This is a genomic window from Sphingomonas sp. Ag1 (assembly GCF_000980895.1).
Lineage (GTDB): Bacteria > Pseudomonadota > Alphaproteobacteria > Sphingomonadales > Sphingomonadaceae > Sphingomonas > Sphingomonas panaciterrae.
The window spans coordinates 56,698-80,992 of the sequence record NZ_LAZX01000094.1; the positions used below are offsets into that span (position 1 = coordinate 56,698).

Here is a 24,295-nt window from a genome sequence, read left to right on the forward strand (position 1 = left end):
TCAGAGCTCGATCAGGCGGTCGGGCAGCTCATTCGGATTGCTGCCGCTGCGGGGAAAATGCTCGGCCAGCACGACGCCGATCTCCTCGACCGCCGCGGCCATGCCCTCGCCGGCGCGGCCGTCCTTCACGCCAGCAATCAGCGCCGCCATCGCATGGCCCCAGACGTCGGGCGACACACGCTCGTGGATACCGACGTCCGCGATGATCTCCGCGCGATGCTCGGCGAGGCTCAGGTACAGGAGCACGCCGGTGGCCGCCATCGTGCGATGCTCCGCGGAGGCGCGAAACAGCGCCAGCGCCCGGCGGCGCACGCGGCGCGCCTTGGTCGCGCGCGGCGTCAGCGCGATCCGAAGCGGCGCAGCCGTCAGGATCAGCCGAACCGCAACAAAGGCCAGCGCCGCCAGCGCGGTCGCAATGGTGAGCGCCGCGCCGGTGGAGACATGATCGGTCCAGGGATCGCGGATCAGCGCGTGGAGGTGATCGACCCATTCCGGAAAGGTCGCCAGTACCGCCAGCACCAGCAGCATGGCGAGCGCGGCATAGTGGACGCCGATGTCCACATAGCTGTCCGACCGGCCGGCGACGATCGTGACGATCTCCCCGCTCGTATTCGCTTCGGCAGCCTTAACCGCAGCGGTTACCGCCGCATGATCTTCGGGGTTCAGATGCATTACCAATCCCCCGAGGCGCCGCCGCCGCCGAAGCCGCCACCGCCGCCGCCGCCGAAGCCGCCGCCACCCCAGCCGCCACCGCCGCCACCCCAATCGCCGCCGCCGGAGCCACCGCCCCAGCCGCCACGGCCGGCCTCTCGGCCAATCTCGTTGGCGATCGACCAGAGCACGACCGGGAGAGCGCCGCTGCCATCGCCGCGATAGCGCTTGCCGCCACCGCCGCGACGACGCGCGACCGACAGAAAGACGAAGAGCGCGACCATGCCCCAGAAGACGATGCCGATCGGCACGCCGTCGCCGCCGGTGCGCTGCGCCTTGTTGGCCTGATCGAACTGCTTCACCGCCGCATCGAGCCGCGCCTGCGCCTCCTCGGGCGAGGAGCGCAGCTGAGTCACCAGCGCATCGGTGCCCGCCGCGATGCCGCCCGGCAGGTCACCCGCCTTGAAGCGCGGGAGGATTGCCTGGTTGATGATCACGCTCGACAGTGCATCGGTGATGAAGGGTTCCAGCCCGTAACCGACCTCGATGCGCACCTTGCGCTCATTCGGCGCGACGAGAAGGATGGCGCCATTGTCGACATCCTTCAGGCCGACGCCCCATTCGCGTCCCAGCTTGTAGCCATATTCCTCGATCGGATAATTCTCGAGGCTAGGTACCGTGACCACCACCAGCTGCCGCTTCGTGTCACGCTGAAGCGCGTCGAGCTTGGTGGTCAGGTCCGCCTCCACCTGGGGTGGCAGGACGTTCGCGGCATCCACGACAAACCCGGTGAACTTCGGGAAGGTCTGCGCTGATGACGGGCTGGCGACGAACGCCAGCACCATCATCATCGCGGCAAGCAGCCGGACGATCCAGGCGCGCAGCACCAACGGGGTCAATCCGCCGGTGCCGGCAGCGACACCTGCGACGAACGATCCGGCATTCCAACGAACGGGGACGGAGATGGTCATTCGGTGATCAGGCCCCGAAATCGACCTTGGGGGCTGTCTCCGCGCCCGGCGTCGTCGCGGCGAACGGCACCATCGGCTTCGCGCCGTAGAAGATCTTGGCGCCGATCGCATCCGGGAAGGTGCGGATCCTGGTGTTATATTCCTGCACCGCGGTGTTGTAGTCGTTGCGCGCGATCGTGATCCGGTTCTCGGTACCCTCGAGCTGGCTCATCAGGGTGGTGTAATTGCCCTGACTCTTCAGCTCCGGATACGCTTCCTGCAGCCGCTGCAGCGACAGCGTCAGGCCGGCCTGCGCGCGCTGATACGCCTGCATCTTGGTCGGATCGCTCAGCTCCTCGGGCGAGACCTGGATCTGGTTGGCCGAGGCGCGGGCCTGGGTCACTTCGGTCAGGATCTCCTTCTCCTGCGCGCCGGCCGCCTTCACGGTCGACACCAGGTTGGGGATCAGATCGGCGCGGCGCTGATACTGGTTCTGCACATCAGCCCAGCGAGCCTTGGCATTCTCCTCCGCGGTGGGCACGCTGTTGATGCCGCAGCCGGCGAGGCTCGCGGAAACAGCGACAAGAAGCAGGGGACGGAACGTCATGGGCGTGGGTCTCCAAGAAAACACTGTATGATCAATATAGGACGGTGTGCGCTCTTGGCGATAGGGCAATGCCCCGATATCGTCGCGGAAACGATGAAGGGATGAGCCATGCTCAAGGAATTCCGGGCGTTCATCGCGCGGGGCAACGTGCTGGATCTCGCCGTGGCGGTGATCATCGGCGCCGCATTCGGGAAGATCGTCACCTCCCTGACCGAAGACGTATTGATGCCGATCATCGGCCGGATCTTCGGCGGGCTCGATTTCTCGAGCTATTTCATACCGCTGGGCAAGATTCCGCCGAACCTCGCTGGCTCCACCGATTATGTCGCGCTGAAGCAGGCCGGCGTGCCGCTGATCGGCTATGGCGCCTTCGTCACGCAGGCGGTCAATTTCGTGATCGTCGCCTTCATCATCTTCATGCTGCTGCGGACGGTGAACCGCGCGATGGCCATGTTCGAGAAGGAAAAGGCGCAGGCGGCCGAGGAGCCGAAGGCAGAAGCGGCTGAAATCGCGCTTCTTCGCGAGATCCGCGACGAACTGAAGGCGCGTCCCCCTGCATGATCGCCGGGGGCGGCCGCAGCCTGCTCAGGCCGCGGCCATCTCCTCTGCCGTCGCGTCGGCCAGGCTGGTGCCGTCGAGGATCCGTGCGGTTTCGTCGCGAACCCGCGCCATCGCGTGCCGGATGGCGCAGTCCGCCTCGCTCTTGCAGTCCTTGCAGGGGCGATAAGCGGTGCGGCTCACGCAGGGCACCAGCGCGAGCGGCCCTTCGATCACGCGGATGATCTCGCCCAGGGAGATGAGGTGTGCTGGCCGGGCGAGCATGTACCCGCCCATCTTGCCACGATGGCTGTGCAGCAACCCGGCATCGCGCAGATCGGCGAGGATCAGCTCAAGAAACTTGCGCGGCACATTCGCCTCTACGGCGATGCGGTTCATCGGCACGGGCGGGCCGCCGGCCGGTGTCGTCGCGAGGAAGATCATCGAGCGGAGGCCGTAACGGGAACGCTGGGTAAGCATGATACCCTGTTATATGCACCCGCATTATGGCGACTGGAAGGCGCGCCGGCCAACTTTCTAGCCCTTCCAACTTTCTGTCCGCCATCCTATATGGGTCGGGCTCGCGGGGCTTGCCCCGCGGCTATGGCGATAAACGCCGGCGAAGAATAGGCACAGCGGACCCGGGGGCAGTACCCGGCGGCTCCACCATCGCTTCTGCTTTCAGCAGGGACGTTGACGGGGCCGAACCAGGATCGACGTGTGTTGAAAAGCGCTGGTTTTTGCTCGGAATGGGACCACCGTGACGGCCCATACACAAGTGCCAACGATAACGAAGCACTCGCGATTGCGGCGTAACCTGACGGCTTAACGGCCTAAGGTTACACCAAAATAGCGCGGTTGGACCGCACCGGGCAACAGAAGCGGATTCCAGCGGCACGGGGAGCGCCGGGCAACAGAAGCTCCCCACCCGTTCCGTTCGGCCCGCTGTTCGAAGGCGTGTCGCCGATCCCCGATCGACCTTCGTCTTGCTATCGTCGGACTGGCGCGCAAATAGACGTCATGGCGATCACCAGCGTACCCGGTCATCCTTCCGCTCACCGCGCCGCGATCGGCGCTGCGGTGGCAGCACGGCTTGATGCGGACCCCCGATCGATCCGGCTGCCCAGCGAGCAAGCGGCGGCGTGGAAGATTCCGAACTATCTGGACGTTGCGACGTGCAAGCGGCTGGTCGCGATGATCGACGCTAATCGGCGCCCCTCGACCTTGTTGTCGGACAGCGGCGACAGCTCGTTCCGCACGTCGGAAAGCTGCGACATGAACCGCCGCGCGCCCGATATCGAGCCGATCGACGTGGGCCTCGCCAACCTGCTGGGCATTGACCCTGCCTGGGGCGAGACGATGCAGGGGCAACGCTACGCCCCCGGCCAATATTTCAAGGCGCATCACGATTATTTTCACGAGGGCGAAAGCTACTGGCCGTCTATGAAGGCGTCCGGCGGGCAGCGCGTGTGGACCGCGATGATCTTCCTCAACGACGTCGACGAGGGCGGCGCGACATGGTTTCCACAGGCCGGCGTGCGCGTGAAGCCAAAGCGGGGCACGCTGCTCGCCTGGAACAACATGAACCCCGATGGCAGCCCCAACACCGCGACCCTGCACGAGGGGACGTCGGTGTCGGAGGGCGTGAAGTACATCATCACCAAATGGTTCCGCGAAGCGCCCTGGACCCCGGCGGCGTGACGTCATGAGACATGTGCTGGGTGTCGAACGCTCGATCCTGGGCCAGCCGTGGCGCTGGCGCGCGACCGCGGCGGAGGATCTTGCCCCCACCGATCTCGTCACCCAACTGCTGCTGGCGCGGGGGTGTCCGCCCGAGGCGCTCGATGATCATCGCGCGCCCTCGATCCGCGCGTTCATGCCTGACCCGTCGATCTTCCGCGACATGGACACGGCGGCAATGCGGCTGGCTGATGCGGTCGAGCGCGGCGAGAGCATCGCCATCTTCGGCGATTATGACGTGGATGGCGCGACCTCCTCCGCGCTTATGCTCATCCTCCTGCGTCAGCTCGGTATCGGGGCGCGGGTCTATATTCCCGACCGGATGACGGAAGGATATGGCCCCACCGTCGCGGCCATGACCCGGCTGGCGCACGAAGGCGCGTCGCTGATCGTGACGGTGGATTGCGGCGCGCAGGCGTTTGACGCGCTTGCTGCCGCCCACGCCGTCCCCGTGGATGTGATCGTCGTCGATCATCACCAATGTTCGAGCGAGCTGCCGCTGGCGCATGCCGTGGTGAACCCCAACCGCCTCGACGAAGGGGAAGGGGCCGCACACGGCCATCTGGCAGCGGTCGGCGTCGCCTTCCTCCTCGGTGCAGCGCTGCTCCGCGTTCTGCGCGGGCGCGGCTATTTCGCCGCCCGCGCAGAGCCGCGGCTGCTCGACCTGCTCGATCTCGTCGCATTGGGCACCGTCGCCGATGTCGCGCAATTGCGCGGGCTGAACCGGGCGTTCGTCGCGCAGGGGCTGAAGGTCATGGCCGGCAGGCGCAACATCGGCCTCGCCGCGCTGATCGAGGCTTCGCGGCTGACCCGCGCACCGACCGCGACCGATCTTGGCTTTGCCCTCGGACCGCGCATCAACGCGGGTGGCCGGGTGGGGCGAGCAGATCTTGGCGTGCGCTTGCTCACCACCAACGATCCGGCGGAGGCACGCGGGATCGCCGCTGAGCTCGACCGGCTGAACGAGGAGCGCCGCGCGATCGAGGCGGCGGTTCAGGCAGAGGCCGAGACGATGTGCGCCGCGGGCCGCAGCATGACCGTCGTCGCGGGTGTCGGCTGGCACCCCGGCGTCATCGGCATCGTCGCTGGCCGCCTGAAGGAGAAACTGGGTCAGCCAGCGATCGTCATCGCCATCGACGAGAACGGCGTCGGCAAGGGCTCCGGACGCTCGATCACCGGCGTCGATCTGGGGCAGGCCATCCACGCCGCGAAGGAGGCCGGGCTGATCGTCGCTGGCGGCGGCCATGCCATGGCAGCCGGGCTGACGATTGCGGCGGACCAGATTCCCGCCTTTGCCGACTTCCTCGAAGAATTGCTGCGCGACCGGATCGCCGCGGCCGTGGCTGACCGCGCGCTGCTGGTTGATTCGGTTCACGCCCCCGGCGGGGTGACGCCCGACCTGGTCCATGCGCTGGAGGCGGGCGGGCCCTATGGCGCCGGGTGGCCGAGCCCGCGTGTCGCCATCGGCCGCGTCCGCCCGGTACGCGTCGATGTCGTCGGTAACGGCCATGTCCGTGCGATCGTCGCCGGGGATGACGGGCGCAGCCTGAAGGCGATGGCGTTCCGCGCGGCGGATACCGCGCTCGGCGCCGCATTGCTCGGCGCGCCCTCGCACCGTCGCTTGTGGCTCGCCGGGCGCGCCAAGGTGGATGACTGGGCGCAGCGGCCTGCCGCAGAATTGCATATTGATGATGCTGCATGGGCAGATTGATGCATCGGGGCGTTGACAGCCGGCTTTGGCCCCTCTAGCAGCCCCCTCGCTGGCCCCTTCGTCTAGTGGTTAGGACGCGGCCCTTTCACGGCTGAAACACGGGTTCGAGTCCCGTAGGGGTCACCAGCTAAAAGCCCGCTTCGCCGGACTGGCGCCATGATGGGCGTCAGGAGGGGCGAGATGAGTTTCGATCTCACGGGGCGCACCGCGCTGATTACCGGCGCATCGTCGGGCCTGGGCGCTCACTTCGCTGAAATCTTCGTTGCTGCGGGTGCGCGGGTCGTGATCGGCGCGCGCCGTGTCGATCGGGTGCGCGACCTTGCCGACCGGCTCGGGGATCGTGCCTTGCCGGTCGCCATCGATGTCCTGGATGAAGCCTCCATCACCGCCGCTTATGATGCCGCCGAAGCGCATTTCGGCGCGATCGACACGGTTGTCGCCAATGCCGGTGTTGCCAATGGTGGCCGCGCGATCGACATCCCCGCGGACAAGCTGCGCCAGACGATCGATACCAATTTCACCGGCGTGCTGCTGACCGCGCGAGAGGGGGCGCGGCGGATGATCGCCGCCGGCTCGCGTGAGAGTGGCCGCGGCCGCATCGTGCTGATCGGGTCGATCACCGCGCACGTCACCGGCCATGGCGACAGCGCCTATGCCGCGTCGAAGGCGGCCGTCGCGCATCTCGGCCGCAATCTGGCGCGCGAATGGGTGCGGCTGGGCATCAACGTGAACGTGCTTCAGCCCGGCTATATCCAGACCGAGATCGCCGGCGACTGGTTCGAGACCGAGGGCGGCGCCCGGCAGGTCGCGGGCTGGCATCGCCGCCGCTTCATGCCGATCGACGTCCTCGACCCCCAGCTGCTGTATTTCGCCTCGGACGCGAGCGCGATGGTGACCGGGTCGGTGATCGACATCGACGACGGCCAGTCACTCTGAACCACGCGGCTTCGACAATCCGATGCTGGACGCGTAAGCAGGCGCGGTGCGGACGATTGATCTGAATGCCGATCTGGGGGAAGGTTTCGGCCCCTGGACGATGGGCGATGATGCGGCGATGCTGTCGCTCGTCACCAGTGCCAATGTCGCCTGTGGCGGCCATGCAAGCGACCCGGAGACTATGTTCCGCACGCTGGAGATGGCGCGCGATCGGCGGGTCGTCGTCGGCGCGCATCCAAGTTACCCCGACATGGCCGGCTTTGGTCGTCGTCGGCTGATCGCGCCGCCTGAGGAGATCACTCGTTTCGTCGCCGCGCAGGTAGGGTCGCTGGTGGCGATCGGTGCGCTCGCTGGGCATCGCGTCCGCTATGTGAAGCCGCATGGCGCACTCGCCAATGTCGCGGCGGTGGAGCGCGACGTGGCCGATGCCATCGCGCGGTCGGTTCAGGCGATCGATCCGCAGCTCGGCATCCTCGCCATCGCGGGCACGCAGCTTGAGCTCGCGACCCGTGCGCTCGGCATGACGGTGTACCGTGAGATCTACGCCGATCGCGGCTACACCGCGGCCGGCCTGCTGGTGCCGCGTGATCAGCCCGGCGCGATCATTCACGATCCGGCGGAGGCGACCGATCGCTTGCTGCGCTTCCTCGAAACTGGCGCCATGCTCACCGTCGATGGCGGGCAGGTCCCGCTACAGGCGGATTCGATCTGCGTGCACGGCGACAATCCCGCCGCGGTGGACATGGCCCGGTCGATCCGCGCGGCGCTGAGCGAACACGGCATCGCGATCACCTCCTTCGTGCACGACGCATGACGAGCCCGGTGCTTCGGCCGGCGGGTGCGGCGGCGCTGCTGGTCGACTTCGGCGAAACTATCGACGATGCGGTCTATGCCGATGTCGTGGCGCTCGATCAGGCCGTGCAGGCCGATCCCCCGGCGGGCCTGTGTGAGACGGTGCCGGCGTACGCCAGCCTCCTGCTGGTGTTCGATCCGCTGGTGACGGACCACGAAGCGGTGGGGCGCCATGCACTCCGGCTGGTGACGAACGCAGAGAGGCTGGCGGCGCCGCCCCGCGTCCATGACGTGCCGGTCTGCTATGATGGGAAGGCGGCACCCGACCTCGCGGCGGCGGCCGAGGCGCTGCGAATTACGCCGGAGGCGCTGATCGAGCAGCATCTGGCGGGCGACTACCGAGTGTACATGTACGGCTTCGCCCCGGGATATGCCTATCTCGGCGGGGTGCCCGATGCGATTCACCTGCCGCGCAAGCCAGCTGCGGTACGCGGCTATCCGGTGGGAAGCGTCATGATCGCGGGCGCGCAATGCCTGATCACGACGCTGCCGATGCCGACCGGCTGGTGGGTGATCGGGCGCACAGCGGTGCGCGTGCTGGATGCCGATGCCGAGCGCCCGTTCCTGTTCGACCCCGGCGATCGGGTGCGCTTCACGCGGGTTCACGGGGATATGTTCGGGTGAGCCGGGCGCGTCTCAGGATCGTTGATGCCGGCCCGATGACCAGTGTGCAGGATGGCGGCCGGCCCGGCTGGCGCCGCTTCGGCGTGCCGCCCTCGGGACCGGTCGACCGGCGCGCCTTTGCCGCTGGGATGGCGGCGTGCGGAGGCAGTACCAGCGGCATCGAGGTCGCGCCGGGTGGCGTGACGGTCATGTGCGAGGAGGGCGCTGTCGCCGTGGCGGTCACCGGCGCTGCGCGAACCACCGTCAACGGGGTCGATCTTGGGGGATGGAGCCGCTTCACGTTGCCGCAGGGGGCGACATGCGTCGTGCGGGTCGAGCAGGCGTGCTGGGGCTATGTTGCCTTCGCCGGAACGCTGCGGGCGCCGTCGTGGCTCGGCAGCCAGTCGACGCATCTGATCGCGGGGCTGGGCGGGGGGCGGCTGGGCGCGGGCGACGTGGTGGAAATCACGCAGGCGCGCGAAAACCTGGCCTTTGCGATGTTGCCGGCGCCGCCGGATCGGCCTGTGCGCGGCCTTTTTCGCGCGGTGCTCGGCCCCCAGCAGGATCATTTTGGCCAGCAGGCGCTCGCGCTGCTGACGTCGGCCAGCTTTGTCGCGACGAGCCGCTTCGATCGCATGGGGCGGGGGCTCGACGGGCCGGCGCTCCAGCCGCTGCGGATCGACATGCCGAGCGGGCCGGCGGTGCGCGGCGCGCTACAGATTGATGGCGAGGGGCGGGTCAGCCTGCTGACTGCCGACCATCAGACGACGGGCGGCTACCCGCGCATCGCGGTGGTGATAGAGCCGGATATCGATGCGCTCGCCCAGCTGCCCCCCGGCGAGGCGGTGCGGTTCGAGCTGGTCAGCGCGGCCGAGGCGATTGCCGCGACCCGAGCCGCGGCGTCACGCGATCAGGCGTGGCTGAAGGAAATTGCGGCGGGCGTGCGCCAGCGCGCGCCATTGATGTTGGCCAATCTGGTCGACGGCATGGCGGTGCGGCAGGGCACCAGCCGGTAGCGGCCCGCCTGACGGCAGGCAGGCCGCGGGGGCCGGGAGCTCAGGCCGGCTTCTTGGCGACGCCGACAAGCGAGGGGCGCAGCAGCCGGTCGCGGATCATCCAGCCCGACTGCATTTCCTGCACGATCGTGCCCGGCTCCGCGTCCGAAGGCACTTCGATCATCGCCTGGTGCCGGTTGGGGTCGAGCGGCTGGCCCATCGCCTCGATCCGGGTCAGGCCGTTGCGCTGGAACACGTTGACCAGTTCACGCCCGGTCGCCTCGATCCCGGCGATCAGCCCTTTCACCCGCTCATCCTCGCGCAATTCGGCGGGGATCGACGACAAAGCGCGTTCGAGGTTGTCGTTGACGCTCAGCACGTCGCGCGCGAAGTTGGTCGCGGCATAGGCGCGGGCATCGGCCACGTCCTTTTCGGCACGGCGGCGCACGTTCTGGATCTCGGCCTGCGCGTACAGCGTCTGCTGCTTCGCCTCCGCCAGCTGGCTCTCCAGCTCGGCCGTGCGATCATGCTCGGCGACTTCCGGTGCCTCCGCAGCGGTTTCCTCGCGCAGATCTTCGGCCGGCGTGTTGCTTTGCGTGTCGGTCATTGTTTCCCTGTCATCATCTGGCTGCTCAACCCATCAGGCGAGCGAGCGTTGCTGCCGTAAAATCCACCATGGGCACGACGCGGGCGTAGTTCAACCGCGTGGGGCCAATCACCCCCACCACGCCGACCACGCGCCCGTCGCTGCCACGGAAGGGCTTTGCGATCACGGAGGAGCCGGACAGCGCGAAAAGCTTGTTCTCCGCGCCGATGAAGATGCGGGTCGCATCGCCCGCGCGAGCGGAATCGAGCAGCGCGGCGATTTCCTGCTTGCCGTCGAGATCGTCGAGCAGGTCGCGCACCCGGTCGAGATCGGCGGCGGCGGCATCGTCGAGCAGCCGGCCTTGGCCGCGCACGATCAGCACCGGCCGGCGTTCGCCGTCTTCGCTCCACACCGCGATGCCGCGTTCGATCAGGGTGCGGGCCGCGCTGTCGAGCGCCGCGCGGTCCCGCGCCAGTTCCTGGTCGATCCGCGCCCGCGCCGCCGCCAGCGTCAGCCCCGACAGCGTGGCGGACATGTAATTGCCCGCCTCGATCAGCGCGGCGGGCCCGACGCCCGGCGGCAGGTCGATGACGCGGTTCTCGACCGCGCCATCCTCACTGACGAGGACCGCCAGCGCCTGACCGTGGGACAGCGGCACGAAGCCGATCGAGCGCAGCACCTGTTCCCGCTTGGGCACCATGACCAGCCCGGCGCAGGCCGACAGCCCCGACAGGGCGGCGGTGGTCGCGGCCAGCGCCTCCTCAACCGGGCCGCCGAGACCGGCGCGCGCCTCGATCGTCGCGCGCTCCTCGGCCGATGGCTCCAGCGCCTGCATCATGCCGTCGACGAACAGGCGCAGTCCAAGATCGGTCGGCATCCGCCCGGCCGAGGTATGCGGCGCGGCCAGCAGCCCGGCCTCCTCAAGCTGGGCGAGGACGCTGCGGATGGAGGCGGGCGAGAGGTTGAGCCCGGCCTGCGCCAGCGTCTTCGATCCGACCGGCTGGCCGCTGTGGAGATAGCCGTCGACCACGCGGCGGAAGATGTCGCGCGCACGATCCGACAATTCGGCGATGGGAGGGGATGCACTCACAACGCAAATCTAGGGAAGACAGGCTGGCGCGACAATTGCCAAGCGGCTACCGCGGTTGCACATCAACATCCTGATGACATTTGCCGATGGTCGCCTTCCTCCCGGAAACCAGCGCCCATGCAGATGGTGTCGGATGATCTGCGGAGAATAATGATCATGCGTCCCAGCGGCCGTGCGCCCGACCAGATGCGCGCCATCACCATCGAGCCGAACTTCACCCGTCATGCCGAAGGGTCGGTGCTGATCGGTTTCGGCGACACCAAGGTGCTGGTCACCGCCAGCGTCGAGGAGCGCGTGCCGCCGTTCCTTCGCGGCAAGGGCCAGGGCTGGGTGACGGCGGAATATGGCATGTTGCCGCGCGCCACCCACACCCGCGGCAGCCGCGAGGCGGCCAAGGGCAAGCAGTCCGGCCGGACGCAGGAAATCCAGCGGCTGATCGGCCGTTCGCTGCGCGCCGTCACCGACATGCAGGCGCTCGGCGAGCGGCAGATCGTGCTGGATTGCGACGTGATCCAGGCGGATGGCGGCACGCGGACGGCGTCGATTTCCGGCGCGTGGGTCGCGCTGCGCATGGCGGTGAACAGCCTGATGGCGGCGGGCAAGATCGAGAAGGACCCGATTTCCCAGAAGGTCGCGGCGGTGAGCTGCGGCATCTTCCAGGGGCAGCCGGTGCTCGACCTCGATTATGACGAGGATTCGAACGCGGACGCGGACGCCAATTTCGTGCTGCTGCAGAACGGGCATATCGCGGAAGCGCAGGCGACCGCCGAACATGCGACCTATGACGAGGAAGCGCTGCTGCGCCTGCTGCGGCTCGCCCGGATCGGTTGCAACGAGATCTTCGCCGCGCAGGATCGGGCGATCGGCGCATGAGCGGCGAGGGGAACGAGCCGCAGGCGATCCGCAAGCTGCAGCCCGACAAGCTGGTGATCGCCAGCCACAATCCCGGCAAGGTGCGCGAGATCGCGGCCCTGCTGGCAGGGCACGGCCTGGAAGTGGTGTCGGCCGCCGAGCTCGACCTCCCCGAGCCGGAAGAGACCGGCACGACATTCGTCATGAATGCCGAGCTGAAGGCGCAGGCGGCGGCCGACCTGTCGGGCCTTCCGGCGCTGGCCGATGACAGCGGCATCTGCGTCGATGCGCTGAACGGCGAGCCGGGGATCTTCTCCGCGCGCTGGGCGGGCGAGACGAAGGATTTCGGCGAGGCGATGCGCCGAGTCCACGCGCGCGTGTCGGAGATCGAGGATGCGCCGCGCGACGCGCATTTCGTCTGCGCGCTGGCGCTGGCCTGGCCCGACGGCCATGTCGAATGGTTCGAGGGGCGCGTCGACGGCACGCTCGTCTGGCCGCCGCGCGGGACCAAGGGGTTCGGCTATGATCCGATGTTCCTGCCCGACGGACATGACCTGACGTTCGGCGAGATGGAGGAAGAGGCGAAGCACGCCATCAGCCACCGCGCCGATGCGTTCCGCCAGATGGTTGCCGCCATTTTCTGACAATGGCGGGCCGGCGCGCGTCAGAGCGTGCGCTGGCCCACCACGTTGCCGGGTGGGCTGTACCGGCAAACCAGATAATCGTCGCGCCGGTTGGACGCGATCGCGCAGCCGACGCGCGTCGTGTTGCGCCAGATGATCTGGGTATAATGCGACACGTCACGCCACTTGCCCGTGCGGCTGAACGCGGGCGTGACGCCGTTCACGAAATAGCGCTGCTCGGCCACCCAATGCCCGGACATTTCGTCGAAGCGATAGGCGCCGCGCGTGCCGGTCCACAGATTTTCCCCCTCACGCGTCATGCCCTGCGGCTGCGGTGCGTGGGCGAAGCGGCGGGTGCGCGCCAGTTCACGCGCATAGCGACCGGCCGATGCGGCCAGCGCCGGATCCCAGGTGAGCGGGGGCACGCCCACCTCAGCCCGCGCGCGATTGTGCGCCGATAGCATGACCTCGCGCAGCAACGCGCTGCCGCGGGGGGCGGGCGCCTCGGACACCTTCTCCTCATACACCCGTTCGGGGCCTTGCGCGCACCCGGAAAGAAAAAGAACGAGCGCGGCGAGGTGGCGTCGGAGGAGCATCGCGGCCATATCGGCGGCACCATGCCCTTCGACAATGCCCTGGCGCTCTACATTCATTGGCCGTTCTGCGTCTCCAAATGCCCCTATTGTGACTTCAACAGCCATGTGCGCGCCGCCGTCGACCAGGAGAAGTGGCGCGAGGCGCTGCTGATCGACCTCGCGCACGAGGCCGCGGTGCTGCCGGGGCGCAAGCTGCGCTCGATCTTCTTTGGTGGCGGCACGCCCTCGCTGATGCCGCCCTCCACCGTTGCCGCTTTGCTCGACGCGGCGGAGCGGCACTGGGGGTTCGACGAGGGGATCGAGATTACGCTGGAGGCGAACCCGTCGTCGGTCGAGGCGGCGTGCTTCGCCGATCTGGCGGTGGCGGGCATCAATCGCGTGTCGCTGGGGCTGCAGGCGCTGGACGACGCGGCGCTTCATTTCCTGGGGCGCGCGCATGACGTGGCGGAGGGGCTGGGCGCGCTCGACATCGCGCAATCGGTGTTCCCGCGCGTCAGCTTCGACCTGATCTATGCCCGGCCCGAGCAGACGCTGGCGCAATGGGAGGCGGAGCTTCGCCGTGCCTTGTCGTTCGGGACCGAGCATCTGTCGCTGTACCAGCTGACGATCGAGCCGGGCACGCGCTTCGCCACCGAGGCGGCGGCGGGACGGCTGACGATCCCTGATGGCGACGATGCGGCGGACCTGTTCGAGATGACGCGCGCGATCACCGCGGCGGCGGGCCTGCCGGCCTATGAGATCAGCAACCATGCCCGGCCGGGTGCGGAGAGCCGGCACAATCTGGCCTATTGGCGCTACCAGACCTATGCCGGGGTCGGCCCGGGGGCGCATGGCCGGCGGCAGGGGCTCGCCACCGTGCGGCGCAAGAAGCCGGAGAACTGGCTGACCGCGATCGAGCGCAACGGGCACGGGATGGAGGCGGAGGAGCCGCTGGCCCCGGCGACGCAGGCGTCGGAGGCGTTGCTGATGGGGCTGCGGCTGCGCGAAGGCGTGGATCTCGCGCGGATCGCGGCGCTCGCCGGGCGGGGCATGGCCGACATCGTCGATCTCGCCGCGATCGCTCGGCTGCCCGAACTGATCCGGCTCGACGGCAGCCGCCTGACGGTGAGCGAGCAGGGGATGCTGCTGCTCGACGCGATCCTGCCGGAAGTGGTGCGCGACTCCGCGCCTGCCTGACCAGGCGGCGGCGCGTCCAGATTGCAAGCGATGGGTTGTCGGTGCGGAGGCGCCGACGCTAAAGGCTCGGCGGAACAATGGAGAGTATCATGCGCGTCATCGACCATCACATCGTCGGCCATCAGGGTGGCGCCGGCGGGCGCGTGTCGGAGGTGTTCGACCCCAATACCGGGCGCGTTCAGGCGCAGGTGACACTGGGCACGCAGGCTGATCTCGACCGGGCGGTCGCGGCCGCCGAGGCAGCGCAGCCGGCCTGGGCCGCGACCAACCCGCAGCGCCGCGCGCGCGTGATGTTCGCGTTCAAGGCGCTGGTCGAGGCGAACATGAACGAGCTGGCGCATCTGCTGTCGTCCGAGCACGGCAAGGTGATCGCCGATTCCAAGGGCGATATTCAGCGCGGGCTGGAAGTGGTCGAATTCGCCTGCGGCATCCCGCATGTGCTGAAGGGTGAGTTCACCCAGGGCGCGGGGCCGGGCATCGACGTCTATTCGATGCGCCAGCCGATCGGCATCGGTGCCGGCATCACGCCGTTCAACTTCCCGGCGATGATCCCCTTGTGGATGGGCGCGGTCGCCACCGCCTGCGGCAATGCCTTCATCCTGAAGCCGTCGGAGCGTGACCCGTCGGTGCCGGTGCGCCTTGCCGAGCTGATGCGCGAGGCGGGAATGCCGGAGGGCATTTTCCAGGTCGTCAACGGCGACAAGGAGATGGTCGACGCGATCCTCGATCATCCGGCGATCGGCGCGGTCAGCTTCGTCGGATCGTCCGACATCGCGCATTACGTCTATCGGCGCGGTGTCGCGGCGGGCAAGCGCGTGCAGGCGATGGGCGGCGCGAAGAACCACGGCATCGTCATGCCCGACGCTGACCTCGACCAGGTGGTCGCCGACCTGTCGGGCGCGGCGTTCGGCTCGGCTGGCGAACGCTGCATGGCGCTGCCGGTGGTGGTGCCGATCGGCGACAAGACCGCCGATGCGCTGCGCGAGAAGCTGATCCCCGCGATCGAGAAGCTGCGTGTTGGCGTGTCGACCGATGCGGAGGCGCATTACGGCCCGGTCATCAACGCCGCGCACAAGCAGCGCGTCGAACAGTGGATCCAGACCGGCGTCGACGAGGGCGCGGAGCTGGTCGTCGACGGCCGCGGCTTCACGCTGCAGGGGCATGAGGACGGGTTCTTCGTCGGCCCGTCGCTGTTCGACCGGGTGACGCCGCAGATGAAGAGCTATCAGGAGGAAATCTTCGGCCCGGTGCTGCAGATCGTCCGCGCGCCTGACTTCGAGACCGCGCTTCGCCTGCCGAGCGATCATCAATACGGCAATGGCGTCGCGATCTTCACCCGCAACGGCCATGCCGCGCGCGAGTTTGCGGCGCGCGTCAATGTCGGCATGGTGGGCATCAACGTGCCGATCCCGGTGCCGGTCGCCTATCACACCTTTGGCGGGTGGAAGAGGTCCGCCTATGGCGACACCAACCAGCACGGCATGGAAGGCGTGAAGTTCTGGACCAAGGTGAAGACCGTGACCCAGCGCTGGCCGGACGGCTCCGCTGATCTGCCGCGCGGCAGCGAGGACGGCGGCCCGTCGCGCGTGCAGGATGCGTTCGTTATCCCGACGATGGGCTGAGGTACCTTGGCGCGTAACTTCCTGTTTGCTGCCGCAGCCGCGGCGTCACTCGCCGCCTGCGGCACGCCGGTCGAGGAGATCGGCAACAATGCGCTGGAAGCGGCGGAGAACATCGTGGCGGTCGACAATATCGCTGCGATCGTTCCCGTCGAGATCAAGCCGCCGGTGAACCGTCTGCCCCAGCCCTTCATCGGGCGCTGGGGCCTGACGGCGGAGGATTGCACGGGCACGGCCGGGAACAATGCCGGGCTGATGGTGATCGCGCCGGACCTCCTGACCTTCTACGAATCGCGCGCCGCGGTGCGCGGTCTTCAGGCGATCTCCCCGACGGAGGTCCGCGTGACGCTGACCTTCACCGGCGAGGGGCAGGAGTGGACGCAGGAAACACCCCTGATCCTCGGTGAGGATGGCGTCACGCTGACGCGCCTCGTCGACGGTCGCAAGCTGCAATATACGCGGTGCGGCGCATGAGCGGGGGAAGCGCGACAGGCTGGATCCTGACCTTTTCCTGCGAGGACCGCGGCGGGATCGTGGCCGCGGTCGCCGGCTGCGTGGCGGAGGCTGATGGCTTCATCCTCGACAGCCAGCAATATGCCGATCTTGAGAGCGGCCGCTTCTTCATGCGGCTGGTGTTTCGCGGGCCGGACTGCCGAGAGGGGCTGTCGCGCGTCGCGGCGCGGTTCGGGTTCGACTGGACGCTGGTGCCGGCCGATCATCGCCCCAAGGTGCTGATCGCCTGTTCCAACACCTCGCACTGCCTGAACGACCTGCTGCACCGCTGGTCGATCGGCGCGCTGCCGATCGAGCCGGTCGGCGTGGTGTCCAACCACACGACGTTGCAGGGGCTGGCGGAATGGCATGGCCTGCCGTTCCATCACCTGCCGGTATCGGCCGCCAACCGCGCGGAGCAGGAACAGGCGCTGTTCGACCTGTTCGAGCGCAGCGGGGCCGAGCTACTGGTGCTGGCGCGTTACATGCAGATCCTGTCGGCGGACCTGGTGGCCAAGGTCGCCGGGCGCTGCGTCAACATCCACCACAGCTTCCTGCCGAGCTTCAAGGGGGCCAAGCCCTATCACCAGGCGCATGCGCGCGGGGTGAAGCTGATCGGTGCGACGGCGCATTACGTCACCACCGACCTCGATGAAGGGCCGATCATCGAACAGGCGGCGGAGCGCGTCGACCATCGTGCGACCGTGGAGGAACTGATCGGCATCGGGCGCGATATCGAGGCGCAGGTGCTCGCGCGGGCGGTTCGCTGGATCGCGGAGCGCCGCGTCCTGCGCAATGGTGCACGCACCGTTGTCTTTCGCTAGAGCCGGAACATGACTGACCAGTTTGATCTTACCGACGACCAGCGCGAGATTCAGGATCTCGCGCGCCGCTTCACCGCGGACCGTATCACCCCCTTCGCTGCCGAATGGGACGAGAAGCACATCTTCCCGCGCGAGACGATCAAGGCCGCCGCGGAGCTTGGCTTTGCGGCGATCTATGTCAGCGAGGAAAGCGGCGGGATCAATCTCGGCCGATTGGAAGCCGCGCTGATCATGGAGGCGATGGCCTATGGCTGCCCGGCCACCAGCGCCTTCATCTCGATCCACAACATGGCGTCGTGGATGATCGACCGCTTCGGCTCCGATGACCTGAAGGGCCGCTATCTGCCCAGCCTCGTCACCATGGACAAGATGGCGAGCTATTGCCTGACCGAGCCGGGCTCCGGCTCCGACGCGGCGGCGCTGAAGACCAGCGCGCGGCTGGAGGGCGATCATTATATCGTCAACGGATCGAAGCAGTTCATTTCCGGCGCGGGCGAGAATGAAGTCTATGTGACGATGGTGCGCACCGGCGCCGATGGCCCCAAGGGCATTTCCTGCCTCGTCATCGACAAGGACATGCCGGGCGTCTCCTTCGGCGCGAATGAGCGCAAGCTCGGCTGGCATGCGCAGCCGACCCGGCAGGTATTGTTCGACAATGTGAAGGTCCCGGTGGCGAACCGCGTCGGGCAGGAAGGCGAAGGCTTCCGCTTCGCCATGATGGGCCTTGACGGCGGTCGCCTGAACATCGGCGCCTGTTCGCTCGGCGGCGCGCAGCGCTGCCTGGACGAGGCGATCGCCTACACCAAGGACCGCCAGCAGTTCGGAAAGCCGATCGCCGATTTCCAGAACACCCAGTTCACGCTCGCCGACATGGATACCGAGCTTCAGGCGGCGCGCTACCTGCTCTACGTCGCCGCCGCGAAGGTGACGGCCAACGCGCCCGACAAGACGCGCTTTGCCGCGATGGCGAAGCGACTGGCGACCGACACCGGTTCGTCGGTGGTCGATCGCGCGCTGCAACTGCACGGCGGCTATGGCTATCTGATGGATTATCCGATCGAGCGTTTCTGGCGTGACCTGCGCGTCCATTCGATCCTGGAGGGCACCAACCAGGTGATGCGGATGATCGTGGGGCGTGAGCTGACGCGCCAGTAACTGTCCTACACGCGGTACGTGGGAGAGAAGATAGGATCGCCTGCGAAACGAACGTCTTTATCTTCTCTCTCTCACGCACAAGTTTCGGGAATTTTGCGGATGACCAGTGACGTTCTGACCTTTGTCGACGGGCCGATCGGCCGCATCCGGCTGAACCGCCCGAAGGCGATCCACGCGCTCACCACCCCGATGTGCGTCGCCGTGCTCGACGCGCTGGAGGCATGGCGCGGCGACGATGGCGTCCGGGCGATCATCGTCGATCACGCGGAAGGCCGTGGCTTCTGCGCCGGCGGCGACATCCGCATGCTCGCCGAAAGCGGCGCGAAGGACGGCGCGGAGGCGCGTGAATTCTTCCACACCGAATATCGCATGAACCACCGCCTGTTCACCTATGTGAAGGCAACGGTCGCCTTCATGGACGGCATCACCATGGGCGGCGGCGTCGGCATTTCGCAGCCATGCCGCTATCGCGTGGCGACCGAGAACACGAAGTTCGCCATGCCCGAAACCGGCATCGGCCTGTTCCCCGATGTCGGTGGCGGCTGGTATCTGTCGCGCCTTGCGGGGCGGATCGGACAATATCTGGCGCTGACCGGCCACCGGCTCGACGGCGCGGAGACCTTCGCGCTGGGCCTCGCCACGCACTACCTGCCGGCGGATCAGGTCGAGGAGGCCAAGCGCCGCATCGCTGCCGATCCCGGCGCGATCGTTGAGGCGCTGGATACGCTGTCCGCCGAGCCGGGGCCGGCGGCGCTGCTCGACAAGCGCGCCGAGATCGACCGGCTGTTCGCATCGGACAAGCTCGAGGACATCTACGCCGCGCTGGAGGCGGACGGCGGTGAGTTCGCCACCGCGACGCTCGGGACGCTGAAGACCAAGTCGCCGCAGACGATGAAGGTCAGCCTGAAGCTGCTGAAGGACGGCAAGGCGATGGCGAGCTTTGCCGACGAAATGCGCCAGGAATATGCAGTCGGCGCACGCGTGGTGCAGCGCCACGACTTCCTCGAAGGTGTCCGCGCGGTGATCGTCGACAAGGACAATGCGCCGAAATGGGATCCGGCGACACCTGAAGGCGTCAGCGATCATGTGATCGACCAGATCTTCGCGCCGCTGCCCGATGCCGAGGCGTGGACGCCGCACGATTGACCAATGAACCGTTCGCCGCTGGCAGTGCCGCGGCGAGGGATGGGGAGAGAATGATGACCGACTACGCCAACATCCTCGTCGAGCAGCGCGGTGCCGTCACGCTCGTCACGCTCAATCGCCCGCAGTCGCTGAATGCGCTGAACAGTGATGTGCTCGCCGATCTGTCGGCGGCGTTCGGTGCGTATGACAAGGACGACAGCCAGCGTTGCCTCGTCCTCACCGGATCGGGCGAGAAGGCGTTCGCCGCCGGCGCGGACATCAAGCAGATGGCCGACATGGCCGCAGCCGATTTCTTCCTGCAGGACTTTTTCGCCGGCTGGCAGACCGGCGTCGTGGCGACGCGCAAGCCGTGGATCGCGGCGGTCAACGGCTTTGCGCTGGGCGGCGGGTGCGAGCTCGCGATGATGGCGGACTTCATCTACGCGGCCGACACGGCGAAGTTCGGCCAGCCCGAGATCAAGCTTGGCGTCGCGCCGGGGATGGGCGGATCGCAGCGGCTGACGCGTGCGATCGGCAAGGCCAAGGCGATGGAAATGTGCCTCACCGGCCGGATGATGGATGCCGCCGAAGCGGAACGCTCGGGCCTCGTCGCCAAAGTGGTGCCGCTCGCCTCGCTCCTTGAAGAGACGCTGAAGACCGCGGAACTGATCGCCTCGATGCCGCCGATGGCCGCGATGGTGAACAAGGAAATGGTCAACACGGCCTTTGAGACCGGGCTGGCGCAGGGCATCCTGACCGAGCGTCGCCTGTTCCAGATCCTGACCGCGACCGAGGACAAGGCGGAGGGCATGGCAGCCTTCGTCGAGAAGCGGCAGGGGGTCTGGAAGGGGCGCTGAGCCCCCGCCGGCTCATCCGGACGAACCACCATTGAAGAGCGGGGCGGGTAATCTCAGCTCCGCGGGACAAGGCGCCTGCCGCAGCGGCGCGGCGCTAAGGAGAAGAATATGGCACGCGTTGCATTCATTGGCCTGGGCAACATGGGCGGCGGCATGGCCGCGAACCTGGCCAAGGCCGGCCATGATGTGCGCGCCTTTGACCTCGATGCCGAGGCGCTCAATCGGGCGAAGCAGGCGGGATGCCTGCCAGTTCAAAGCGCGGCAGAGGCCGTGGTCGGCGCCGAGGCCGTCATCACCATGCTCCCCGCTGGCGCCCATGTCGCCGCGACGTACAAGGAGGCCGTGTTCAGCAATGCGGCGCCGTCGGCCGTTCTGATCGACTGTTCCACCATCGACGTCGCAACCGCGCGTGAGCTGGCCGCGGCGGCGGCGACACGCGGGCTTGAGGCCGTCGATGCGCCCGTATCCGGCGGCATTGCCGCCGCTAATGGCGGCACGCTGACATTCATGGTCGGCGGCACCGCAAAGGGGTTCGAAGAGGCGCAGCTCTATCTGGAAGCGATGGGCAAGGCGGTCATCCATGCGGGCGACAGCGGCGCGGGGCAGGCCGTGAAGATGTGCAACAATTTGATCCTGGCGGGCACGATGATTGCGACCTGCGAGGGGCTGGCGCTGGCCGAGCGGCTGGGGCTGGACCTGCAGGTTTTCTACGACATCGCCAGCAAGGCGACGGCGCAGAGCTGGTCGCTCAACACCTATTGCCCGGTGCCGGGCGTCGGCCCGGAGAGTCCCGCCGACCGCAATTATGAGGGCGGGTTCGCCGCTGCGCTGATGCTCAAGGATCTTCGCCTCGCCATGGGGGCGGCAGAGCAGGCGGGCGTCGACCTGCCGTTCGGCACGCACGCGACCGAGCTGTACTCCTCGTTCGTCAATGGTGGCAACGCGGCGACCGATTTCTCCGGGATCATCCGCACGCTTCAGGACAAGCCGTGAGCGTCGCCTTTCGCCGGGAGAGCGACGAGGAGCATCGGGAGCCGCGGTTCGAACTGCCGCTGCCCAGCGGCCCCAATCTCGTCACCGAGCGCGGCCTTGCGCTGATCGAGGAGCGGATCGCGGCGCTGACCGAGGAACAATCCGGCGCGGACGAGATGCGCGCGACCGAGATCGCGCGCGAGCTTCGCTACTGGAATACGCGCCGCGTGACGGCGGTGCTCGCCCCGCGGCCGCCGGAGGACGAGGTGGCGTTTGGCAGCCGCGTCCGCTTCACGCTCAACGGCAAGGAGCAGGAGATCGTCATCGTCGGTGATGACGAGGCCGATCCGGCAGCCGGGAAGGTCGCGTTCTCGGCACCGCTCGCCCGTGCGTTGATCGGCGGAGCTGCGGACGAGGTGATGGCATTCAACGGACGCGAGGATGCGATCACGATTCTGGACGTTCGCCCGGACTGAGCCGCGGCGGCCCGGGTCTGGTGGACTGCCGCGTGGCGGGTTTTCTGGAAGCCTTGCCGTACGTGGCTACCACGGGGTCGGCGACCCTCAGCTTCGTGGTCGCCGGGTAATGCTGCGCAGCATGGCCAATGACGCGCAGACGGCGCTCTTCGCGCCCAGGCATGAATTCGGCGCCTGCCGTCAAGCTGCCGTCAGGTCTTGCTACGATCGAGTGAAGCTAAGTTTCTGCATGCTGCACGCCTTTTGCGCAGCATGACACCGATGTCTCAAAGGTCAGACTTGTTGCAGCGCCATATGGGATGCTGTACCGCGGAAAGACATCATTAGCGGGGCAGCGCGATGAAGAAGCAGCATAGCGTAGATGGCGTGATCATCATCAAAAAATACGCCAACCGGCGCCTCTACAATACCGAAAGCTCTTCCTACATCACGCTCGAGCATCTCGCCGCGATGACCCGCGATGGCCGCGAGTTCAAGGTCGTCGACGCCAAGACCGACGAGGATATCACCCACAGCATCCTCACCCAGATCATCATGGAGGAGGAGGGACGTGGCGATCAGCCGATGCTGCCAGTGAACTTCTTGCGGCAGCTGATCTCGATGTACGGCGACTCGATGCAGGCCATGGTGCCCGGCTATCTGGAAGCGTCGATGGAAAGCTTCCGCCGCAACCAGGCGCAGTTCAAGTCGGCGGTCGAGGGCGCCTTTGCCGGATCGCCCTTTGCCGAAATGGCCAAGCGCAACATGGCGATGTTCGAAGCCGCGACCAGCGCGTTCAAGCCGGCGGCGACGGCAGCGCCGCCCGCGAGCAAGGATGATGAGATCGCCGCGCTGAAGGCGGAATTGTCCCGCCTTCAGGAGAAAGTGAACAAGCTGGGCTAAGACGGCCTACGCGCGCTACGTTGGCGAGAGCATTGGTCGGTCAGGTTGCGGCGTCGCTGCAGCTGCGCGCATGAGCGAGCATCAGTCGTACCCACAGGAACAGGGGTACGCCATCGTCGCTGAACACATAAGTGTCTGGTTCGTCGACGACGGGAACGATCAGGCCATATCTGTCATGAAGCGGCTGCAGGAGGGCTGACGTATTCGGCTGGCCGGCCGGATCACGCGGGATCTGCGCCACGGGCAGTCGAAAGCTGTTGATCAGGGACACCTGCGCGAGGCTGCCCAATGCCCGCTCGTGACCGTCCCGTATCGCTTCGTCCACACGCAATCTGGTGCCCGACGCGATGCGTAGCTGGAGATGGTCAAGCACCTGACCCATTCCTCGTTCGACGTCATTGTGATCCACCCGGTCGGAGCGTCGCTCGAGCGCCGCAAACCCGGCATGCTGGGCGATGAGGCTGGCCAGATAAGGAAGCCCCAGTGCCGCCAGGCTGATGAGCTGCAGCGCCTTGGGCGTGAAGCTCATCCCGCTGGCTTGTTGTCCAGCGTTGATCAAGTCGGCGATCTCGTCCTGCGTCATGTTGGGCAGCAGCAGGCCCAGGATGTTGCGCCGGATCGAGGGTACATGCTCGATGATCTCGGTCAGGTTCTGCGCGACTCCCGCGATGATCAGCTGAACACGGCTGCCGCGGTCGGACAGGTTCTTGATGAGCTCTGCGATCGACCGGCGCAGATCCGCATCGCCCGCCCGGTCGAATTCATCGAGGACCACAAGCAGCCTCGTTCCGGCAAGCCGATCGAAGATGTCGGATACGAGATCCACCGTCAGCGGCTGATCGTCGAGCAGGTCCTTGAAGCTGAGGCCGGATTCGATCTCATTGGCGGTGGGATCATAGCTGTCGTGGAACAACAGCGGCGTGTCCGCCAGGATCGCGCGGAACAAGGCGTCGAAATTGCTGCGTTCACCGCAGGATACGTAGCGTACGAGATAACGGGATTCGCGGGCGATACCGCACAGGACGTGCAGCGTGGATGTCTTGCCGATGCCCCGCGGACCGAAGAGCACGACGTGCAAATATTGATCCTCCACCGCCCGTATGACGGTTCGAAGCAATTCACCCCGTCCAGCGAACCTCGTTGGATCCATGACGGGTCGGGCGGGCGTGAAGGCCGCCCTTAGCCGGAGGCGAAGCTGGTCGTAGCTGCTGGTGCTGGGGGCGACGCGATCGACCGCTGTGCCGCGGAAACGGGGAAGGACATGCGCCGTGCGGCGCGGCGTTGCGACCGGCTGCTCGATGTGCGGCGCCGATCCGATTTCCGGCGTGGTCGCCTGCTCTTGTGCCTGGCCGAACAGGGAAGACCACCATCGCATATCGTATTCCGCT

27 protein-coding genes, 1 tRNA gene and 1 other RNA gene are annotated in these 24,295 nt (G+C 67.1%); 21 read left to right on the forward strand and 8 right to left on the reverse strand.

Annotated elements, in window-relative coordinates; translation table 11 throughout:
* The 3 genes from XM50_RS13120 to XM50_RS13130 form a co-directional block, all read right to left on the reverse strand.
* Window positions 1–672: a TPM domain-containing protein gene (locus tag XM50_RS13120; RefSeq protein WP_197075552.1), complete on the reverse strand. Its 672-nt coding sequence runs from the start codon at window positions 670–672 to the stop codon at window positions 1–3.
* Complete coding sequence (locus XM50_RS13125) at window positions 672–1,502, reverse strand: TPM domain-containing protein (RefSeq protein ID WP_046411642.1); 831 nt, start codon at window positions 1,500–1,502, stop codon at window positions 672–674. The genes XM50_RS13120 and XM50_RS13125 overlap by 1 nt, the downstream gene beginning before the upstream one ends.
* A gap of 127 nt (window positions 1,503–1,629) precedes the next feature.
* Entirely contained in the window at window positions 1,630–2,208 is a 579-nt protein-coding gene (locus XM50_RS13130; protein WP_046410133.1) for a LemA family protein, read from the reverse strand.
* Window positions 2,209–2,316: 108 nt separating this feature from the next.
* Between XM50_RS13130 and mscL the strand changes: the two genes are divergently transcribed.
* The gene (gene mscL, locus XM50_RS13135; protein ID WP_046410135.1) at window positions 2,317–2,769 is read left to right on the forward strand and encodes a large conductance mechanosensitive channel protein MscL; all 453 of its coding nucleotides are present in this window, start codon (window positions 2,317–2,319) and stop codon (window positions 2,767–2,769) included.
* 24 nt (window positions 2,770–2,793) lie between these two features.
* Here the strand turns inward: mscL and XM50_RS13140 are convergent, their stop codons facing one another.
* Window positions 2,794–3,225 (reverse strand): RrF2 family transcriptional regulator, encoded by a 432-nt coding sequence (locus tag XM50_RS13140; RefSeq protein WP_046410136.1) that lies wholly within the window; start codon window positions 3,223–3,225, stop codon window positions 2,794–2,796.
* Window positions 3,226–3,285: 60 nt separating this feature from the next.
* Between XM50_RS13140 and ssrA the strand changes: the two genes are divergently transcribed.
* The 8 genes from ssrA (at window position 3,286) to XM50_RS13175 (ending at window position 9,603) form a co-directional block, all read left to right on the forward strand.
* Window positions 3,286–3,635: a transfer-messenger RNA gene (ssrA, locus tag XM50_RS19750) on the forward strand.
* A 130-nt stretch (window positions 3,636–3,765) separates the two neighbouring features.
* The gene (locus XM50_RS13145) at window positions 3,766–4,446 is read left to right on the forward strand and encodes a prolyl hydroxylase family protein (RefSeq protein WP_046410137.1); all 681 of its coding nucleotides are present in this window, start codon (window positions 3,766–3,768) and stop codon (window positions 4,444–4,446) included.
* Between the two features lie 4 nt (window positions 4,447–4,450).
* Window positions 4,451–6,196 carry a single-stranded-DNA-specific exonuclease RecJ gene (recJ, locus tag XM50_RS13150; protein WP_046410138.1) on the forward strand — a complete coding sequence of 582 codons (1,746 nt, stop codon included), beginning with the start codon at window positions 4,451–4,453 and terminating at the stop codon, window positions 6,194–6,196.
* 51 nt (window positions 6,197–6,247) lie between these two features.
* A tRNA-Glu gene (locus XM50_RS13155) sits at window positions 6,248–6,322 on the forward strand.
* Between the two features lie 54 nt (window positions 6,323–6,376).
* Window positions 6,377–7,132, forward strand: coding sequence for an SDR family NAD(P)-dependent oxidoreductase (locus XM50_RS13160; protein WP_046410139.1), 756 nt, complete (start codon window positions 6,377–6,379; stop codon window positions 7,130–7,132).
* Window positions 7,133–7,178: 46 nt separating this feature from the next.
* On the forward strand, window positions 7,179–7,946 hold the full coding sequence (locus XM50_RS13165) for a LamB/YcsF family protein (protein ID WP_082103060.1): 768 nt from the start codon (window positions 7,179–7,181) through the stop codon (window positions 7,944–7,946).
* Window positions 7,943–8,608: a 5-oxoprolinase subunit B family protein gene (locus tag XM50_RS13170; protein ID WP_046410141.1), complete on the forward strand. Its 666-nt coding sequence runs from the start codon at window positions 7,943–7,945 to the stop codon at window positions 8,606–8,608. The genes XM50_RS13165 and XM50_RS13170 overlap by 4 nt, the downstream gene beginning before the upstream one ends.
* On the forward strand, window positions 8,605–9,603 hold the full coding sequence (locus XM50_RS13175) for a biotin-dependent carboxyltransferase family protein (RefSeq protein WP_046410143.1): 999 nt from the start codon (window positions 8,605–8,607) through the stop codon (window positions 9,601–9,603). The genes XM50_RS13170 and XM50_RS13175 overlap by 4 nt, the downstream gene beginning before the upstream one ends.
* A 40-nt stretch (window positions 9,604–9,643) precedes the next feature.
* Here XM50_RS13175 and grpE read toward each other — a convergent pair whose 3' ends face one another.
* Together grpE and hrcA are read right to left on the reverse strand one after the other, a co-directional pair.
* Window positions 9,644–10,189, reverse strand: coding sequence for a nucleotide exchange factor GrpE (grpE, locus tag XM50_RS13180; protein ID WP_046410144.1), 546 nt, complete (start codon window positions 10,187–10,189; stop codon window positions 9,644–9,646).
* Between the two features lie 25 nt (window positions 10,190–10,214).
* On the reverse strand, window positions 10,215–11,258 hold the full coding sequence (gene hrcA / locus XM50_RS13185) for a heat-inducible transcriptional repressor HrcA (protein WP_197075554.1): 1,044 nt from the start codon (window positions 11,256–11,258) through the stop codon (window positions 10,215–10,217).
* A gap of 156 nt (window positions 11,259–11,414) precedes the next feature.
* Here hrcA and rph point away from each other — a divergent pair, with 156 nt between their 5' ends.
* Together rph and rdgB are read left to right on the forward strand one after the other, a co-directional pair.
* Window positions 11,415–12,131 (forward strand): ribonuclease PH, encoded by a 717-nt coding sequence (gene rph / locus XM50_RS13190; protein ID WP_046411647.1) that lies wholly within the window; start codon window positions 11,415–11,417, stop codon window positions 12,129–12,131.
* The gene (gene rdgB / locus XM50_RS13195; RefSeq protein WP_046410146.1) at window positions 12,128–12,754 is read left to right on the forward strand and encodes an RdgB/HAM1 family non-canonical purine NTP pyrophosphatase; all 627 of its coding nucleotides are present in this window, start codon (window positions 12,128–12,130) and stop codon (window positions 12,752–12,754) included. Before rph ends, rdgB begins: the two co-directional genes overlap by 4 nt.
* 20 nt (window positions 12,755–12,774) lie before the next feature.
* Here rdgB and XM50_RS13200 read toward each other — a convergent pair whose 3' ends face one another.
* A complete protein-coding gene (locus tag XM50_RS13200) occupies window positions 12,775–13,338 on the reverse strand; it encodes a CAP domain-containing protein (protein WP_046410147.1) in 564 nt (187 codons plus the stop codon).
* A gap of 12 nt (window positions 13,339–13,350) precedes the next feature.
* Between XM50_RS13200 and hemW the strand changes: the two genes are divergently transcribed.
* The 10 genes from hemW to phaR all read left to right on the forward strand — a co-directional run bounded on the left by hemW (window position 13,351) and on the right by phaR (window position 22,907).
* Entirely contained in the window at window positions 13,351–14,505 is a 1,155-nt protein-coding gene (gene hemW, locus XM50_RS13205) for a radical SAM family heme chaperone HemW (RefSeq protein WP_046411649.1), read from the forward strand.
* Between the two features lie 89 nt (window positions 14,506–14,594).
* Window positions 14,595–16,127 (forward strand): CoA-acylating methylmalonate-semialdehyde dehydrogenase, encoded by a 1,533-nt coding sequence (locus tag XM50_RS13210; protein ID WP_046410149.1) that lies wholly within the window; start codon window positions 14,595–14,597, stop codon window positions 16,125–16,127.
* A 6-nt stretch (window positions 16,128–16,133) separates the two neighbouring features.
* Window positions 16,134–16,598, forward strand: coding sequence for a hypothetical protein (locus tag XM50_RS13215; RefSeq protein WP_052742571.1), 465 nt, complete (start codon window positions 16,134–16,136; stop codon window positions 16,596–16,598).
* A complete protein-coding gene (purU, locus tag XM50_RS13220; protein WP_046410150.1) occupies window positions 16,595–17,440 on the forward strand; it encodes a formyltetrahydrofolate deformylase in 846 nt (281 codons plus the stop codon). Before XM50_RS13215 ends, purU begins: the two co-directional genes overlap by 4 nt.
* 9 nt (window positions 17,441–17,449) lie before the next feature.
* Window positions 17,450–18,595 carry an acyl-CoA dehydrogenase family protein gene (locus XM50_RS13225; RefSeq protein WP_046410152.1) on the forward strand — a complete coding sequence of 382 codons (1,146 nt, stop codon included), beginning with the start codon at window positions 17,450–17,452 and terminating at the stop codon, window positions 18,593–18,595.
* 99 nt (window positions 18,596–18,694) lie between these two features.
* Window positions 18,695–19,741 carry an enoyl-CoA hydratase/isomerase family protein gene (locus tag XM50_RS13230; protein WP_046410153.1) on the forward strand — a complete coding sequence of 349 codons (1,047 nt, stop codon included), beginning with the start codon at window positions 18,695–18,697 and terminating at the stop codon, window positions 19,739–19,741.
* A 53-nt stretch (window positions 19,742–19,794) separates the two neighbouring features.
* Window positions 19,795–20,577 carry an enoyl-CoA hydratase-related protein gene (locus tag XM50_RS13235; protein WP_046411653.1) on the forward strand — a complete coding sequence of 261 codons (783 nt, stop codon included), beginning with the start codon at window positions 19,795–19,797 and terminating at the stop codon, window positions 20,575–20,577.
* Between the two features lie 75 nt (window positions 20,578–20,652).
* A complete protein-coding gene (gene mmsB, locus XM50_RS13240) occupies window positions 20,653–21,570 on the forward strand; it encodes a 3-hydroxyisobutyrate dehydrogenase (protein ID WP_269430582.1) in 918 nt (305 codons plus the stop codon).
* Complete coding sequence (locus XM50_RS13245; RefSeq protein ID WP_046410157.1) at window positions 21,567–22,025, forward strand: GreA/GreB family elongation factor; 459 nt, start codon at window positions 21,567–21,569, stop codon at window positions 22,023–22,025. The genes mmsB and XM50_RS13245 overlap by 4 nt, the downstream gene beginning before the upstream one ends.
* 339 nt (window positions 22,026–22,364) lie before the next feature.
* A complete protein-coding gene (gene phaR, locus XM50_RS13250; RefSeq protein WP_046410158.1) occupies window positions 22,365–22,907 on the forward strand; it encodes a polyhydroxyalkanoate synthesis repressor PhaR in 543 nt (180 codons plus the stop codon).
* Window positions 22,908–22,947: 40 nt separating this feature from the next.
* Here phaR and XM50_RS13255 read toward each other — a convergent pair whose 3' ends face one another.
* Window positions 22,948–24,282, reverse strand: coding sequence for an AAA family ATPase (locus XM50_RS13255; protein WP_052742572.1), 1,335 nt, complete (start codon window positions 24,280–24,282; stop codon window positions 22,948–22,950).
* Window positions 24,283–24,295: the final 13 nt, after the last annotated feature.

Excerpts from the sequence above, each read along its gene's own strand:
- XM50_RS13200 (WP_046410147.1), bottom strand. The coding sequence starts at position 13,338 with ATGGCCGCGATGCTCCTCCGACGCCACCTCGCCGCGCTCGTTCTTTTT.
- XM50_RS13170 (WP_046410141.1), top strand. The coding sequence starts at position 7,943 with ATGACGAGCCCGGTGCTTCGGCCGGCGGGTGCGGCGGCGCTGCTGGTC.
- XM50_RS13145 (WP_046410137.1), top strand. The coding sequence starts at position 3,766 with ATGGCGATCACCAGCGTACCCGGTCATCCTTCCGCTCACCGCGCCGCG.
- XM50_RS13255 (WP_052742572.1), bottom strand. The coding sequence starts at position 24,282 with ATGCGATGGTGGTCTTCCCTGTTCGGCCAGGCACAAGAGCAGGCGACC.
- mscL (WP_046410135.1), top strand. The coding sequence starts at position 2,317 with ATGCTCAAGGAATTCCGGGCGTTCATCGCGCGGGGCAACGTGCTGGAT.
- XM50_RS13130 (WP_046410133.1), bottom strand. The coding sequence starts at position 2,208 with ATGACGTTCCGTCCCCTGCTTCTTGTCGCTGTTTCCGCGAGCCTCGCC.
- XM50_RS13225 (WP_046410152.1), top strand. The coding sequence starts at position 17,450 with ATGACTGACCAGTTTGATCTTACCGACGACCAGCGCGAGATTCAGGAT.
- XM50_RS13120 (WP_197075552.1), bottom strand. The coding sequence starts at position 672 with ATGCATCTGAACCCCGAAGATCATGCGGCGGTAACCGCTGCGGTTAAG.
- recJ (WP_046410138.1), top strand. The coding sequence starts at position 4,451 with ATGAGACATGTGCTGGGTGTCGAACGCTCGATCCTGGGCCAGCCGTGG.
- XM50_RS13160 (WP_046410139.1), top strand. The coding sequence starts at position 6,377 with ATGAGTTTCGATCTCACGGGGCGCACCGCGCTGATTACCGGCGCATCG.
- purU (WP_046410150.1), top strand. The coding sequence starts at position 16,595 with ATGAGCGGGGGAAGCGCGACAGGCTGGATCCTGACCTTTTCCTGCGAG.
- XM50_RS13210 (WP_046410149.1), top strand. The coding sequence starts at position 14,595 with ATGCGCGTCATCGACCATCACATCGTCGGCCATCAGGGTGGCGCCGGC.
- grpE (WP_046410144.1), bottom strand. The coding sequence starts at position 10,189 with ATGACCGACACGCAAAGCAACACGCCGGCCGAAGATCTGCGCGAGGAA.
- XM50_RS13140 (WP_046410136.1), bottom strand. The coding sequence starts at position 3,225 with ATGCTTACCCAGCGTTCCCGTTACGGCCTCCGCTCGATGATCTTCCTC.
- XM50_RS13235 (WP_046411653.1), top strand. The coding sequence starts at position 19,795 with ATGACCGACTACGCCAACATCCTCGTCGAGCAGCGCGGTGCCGTCACG.
- hemW (WP_046411649.1), top strand. The coding sequence starts at position 13,351 with ATGCCCTTCGACAATGCCCTGGCGCTCTACATTCATTGGCCGTTCTGC.
- rph (WP_046411647.1), top strand. The coding sequence starts at position 11,415 with ATGCGTCCCAGCGGCCGTGCGCCCGACCAGATGCGCGCCATCACCATC.
- rdgB (WP_046410146.1), top strand. The coding sequence starts at position 12,128 with ATGAGCGGCGAGGGGAACGAGCCGCAGGCGATCCGCAAGCTGCAGCCC.
- XM50_RS13230 (WP_046410153.1), top strand. The coding sequence starts at position 18,695 with ATGACCAGTGACGTTCTGACCTTTGTCGACGGGCCGATCGGCCGCATC.
- XM50_RS13125 (WP_046411642.1), bottom strand. The coding sequence starts at position 1,502 with ATGATGATGGTGCTGGCGTTCGTCGCCAGCCCGTCATCAGCGCAGACC.
- phaR (WP_046410158.1), top strand. The coding sequence starts at position 22,365 with ATGAAGAAGCAGCATAGCGTAGATGGCGTGATCATCATCAAAAAATAC.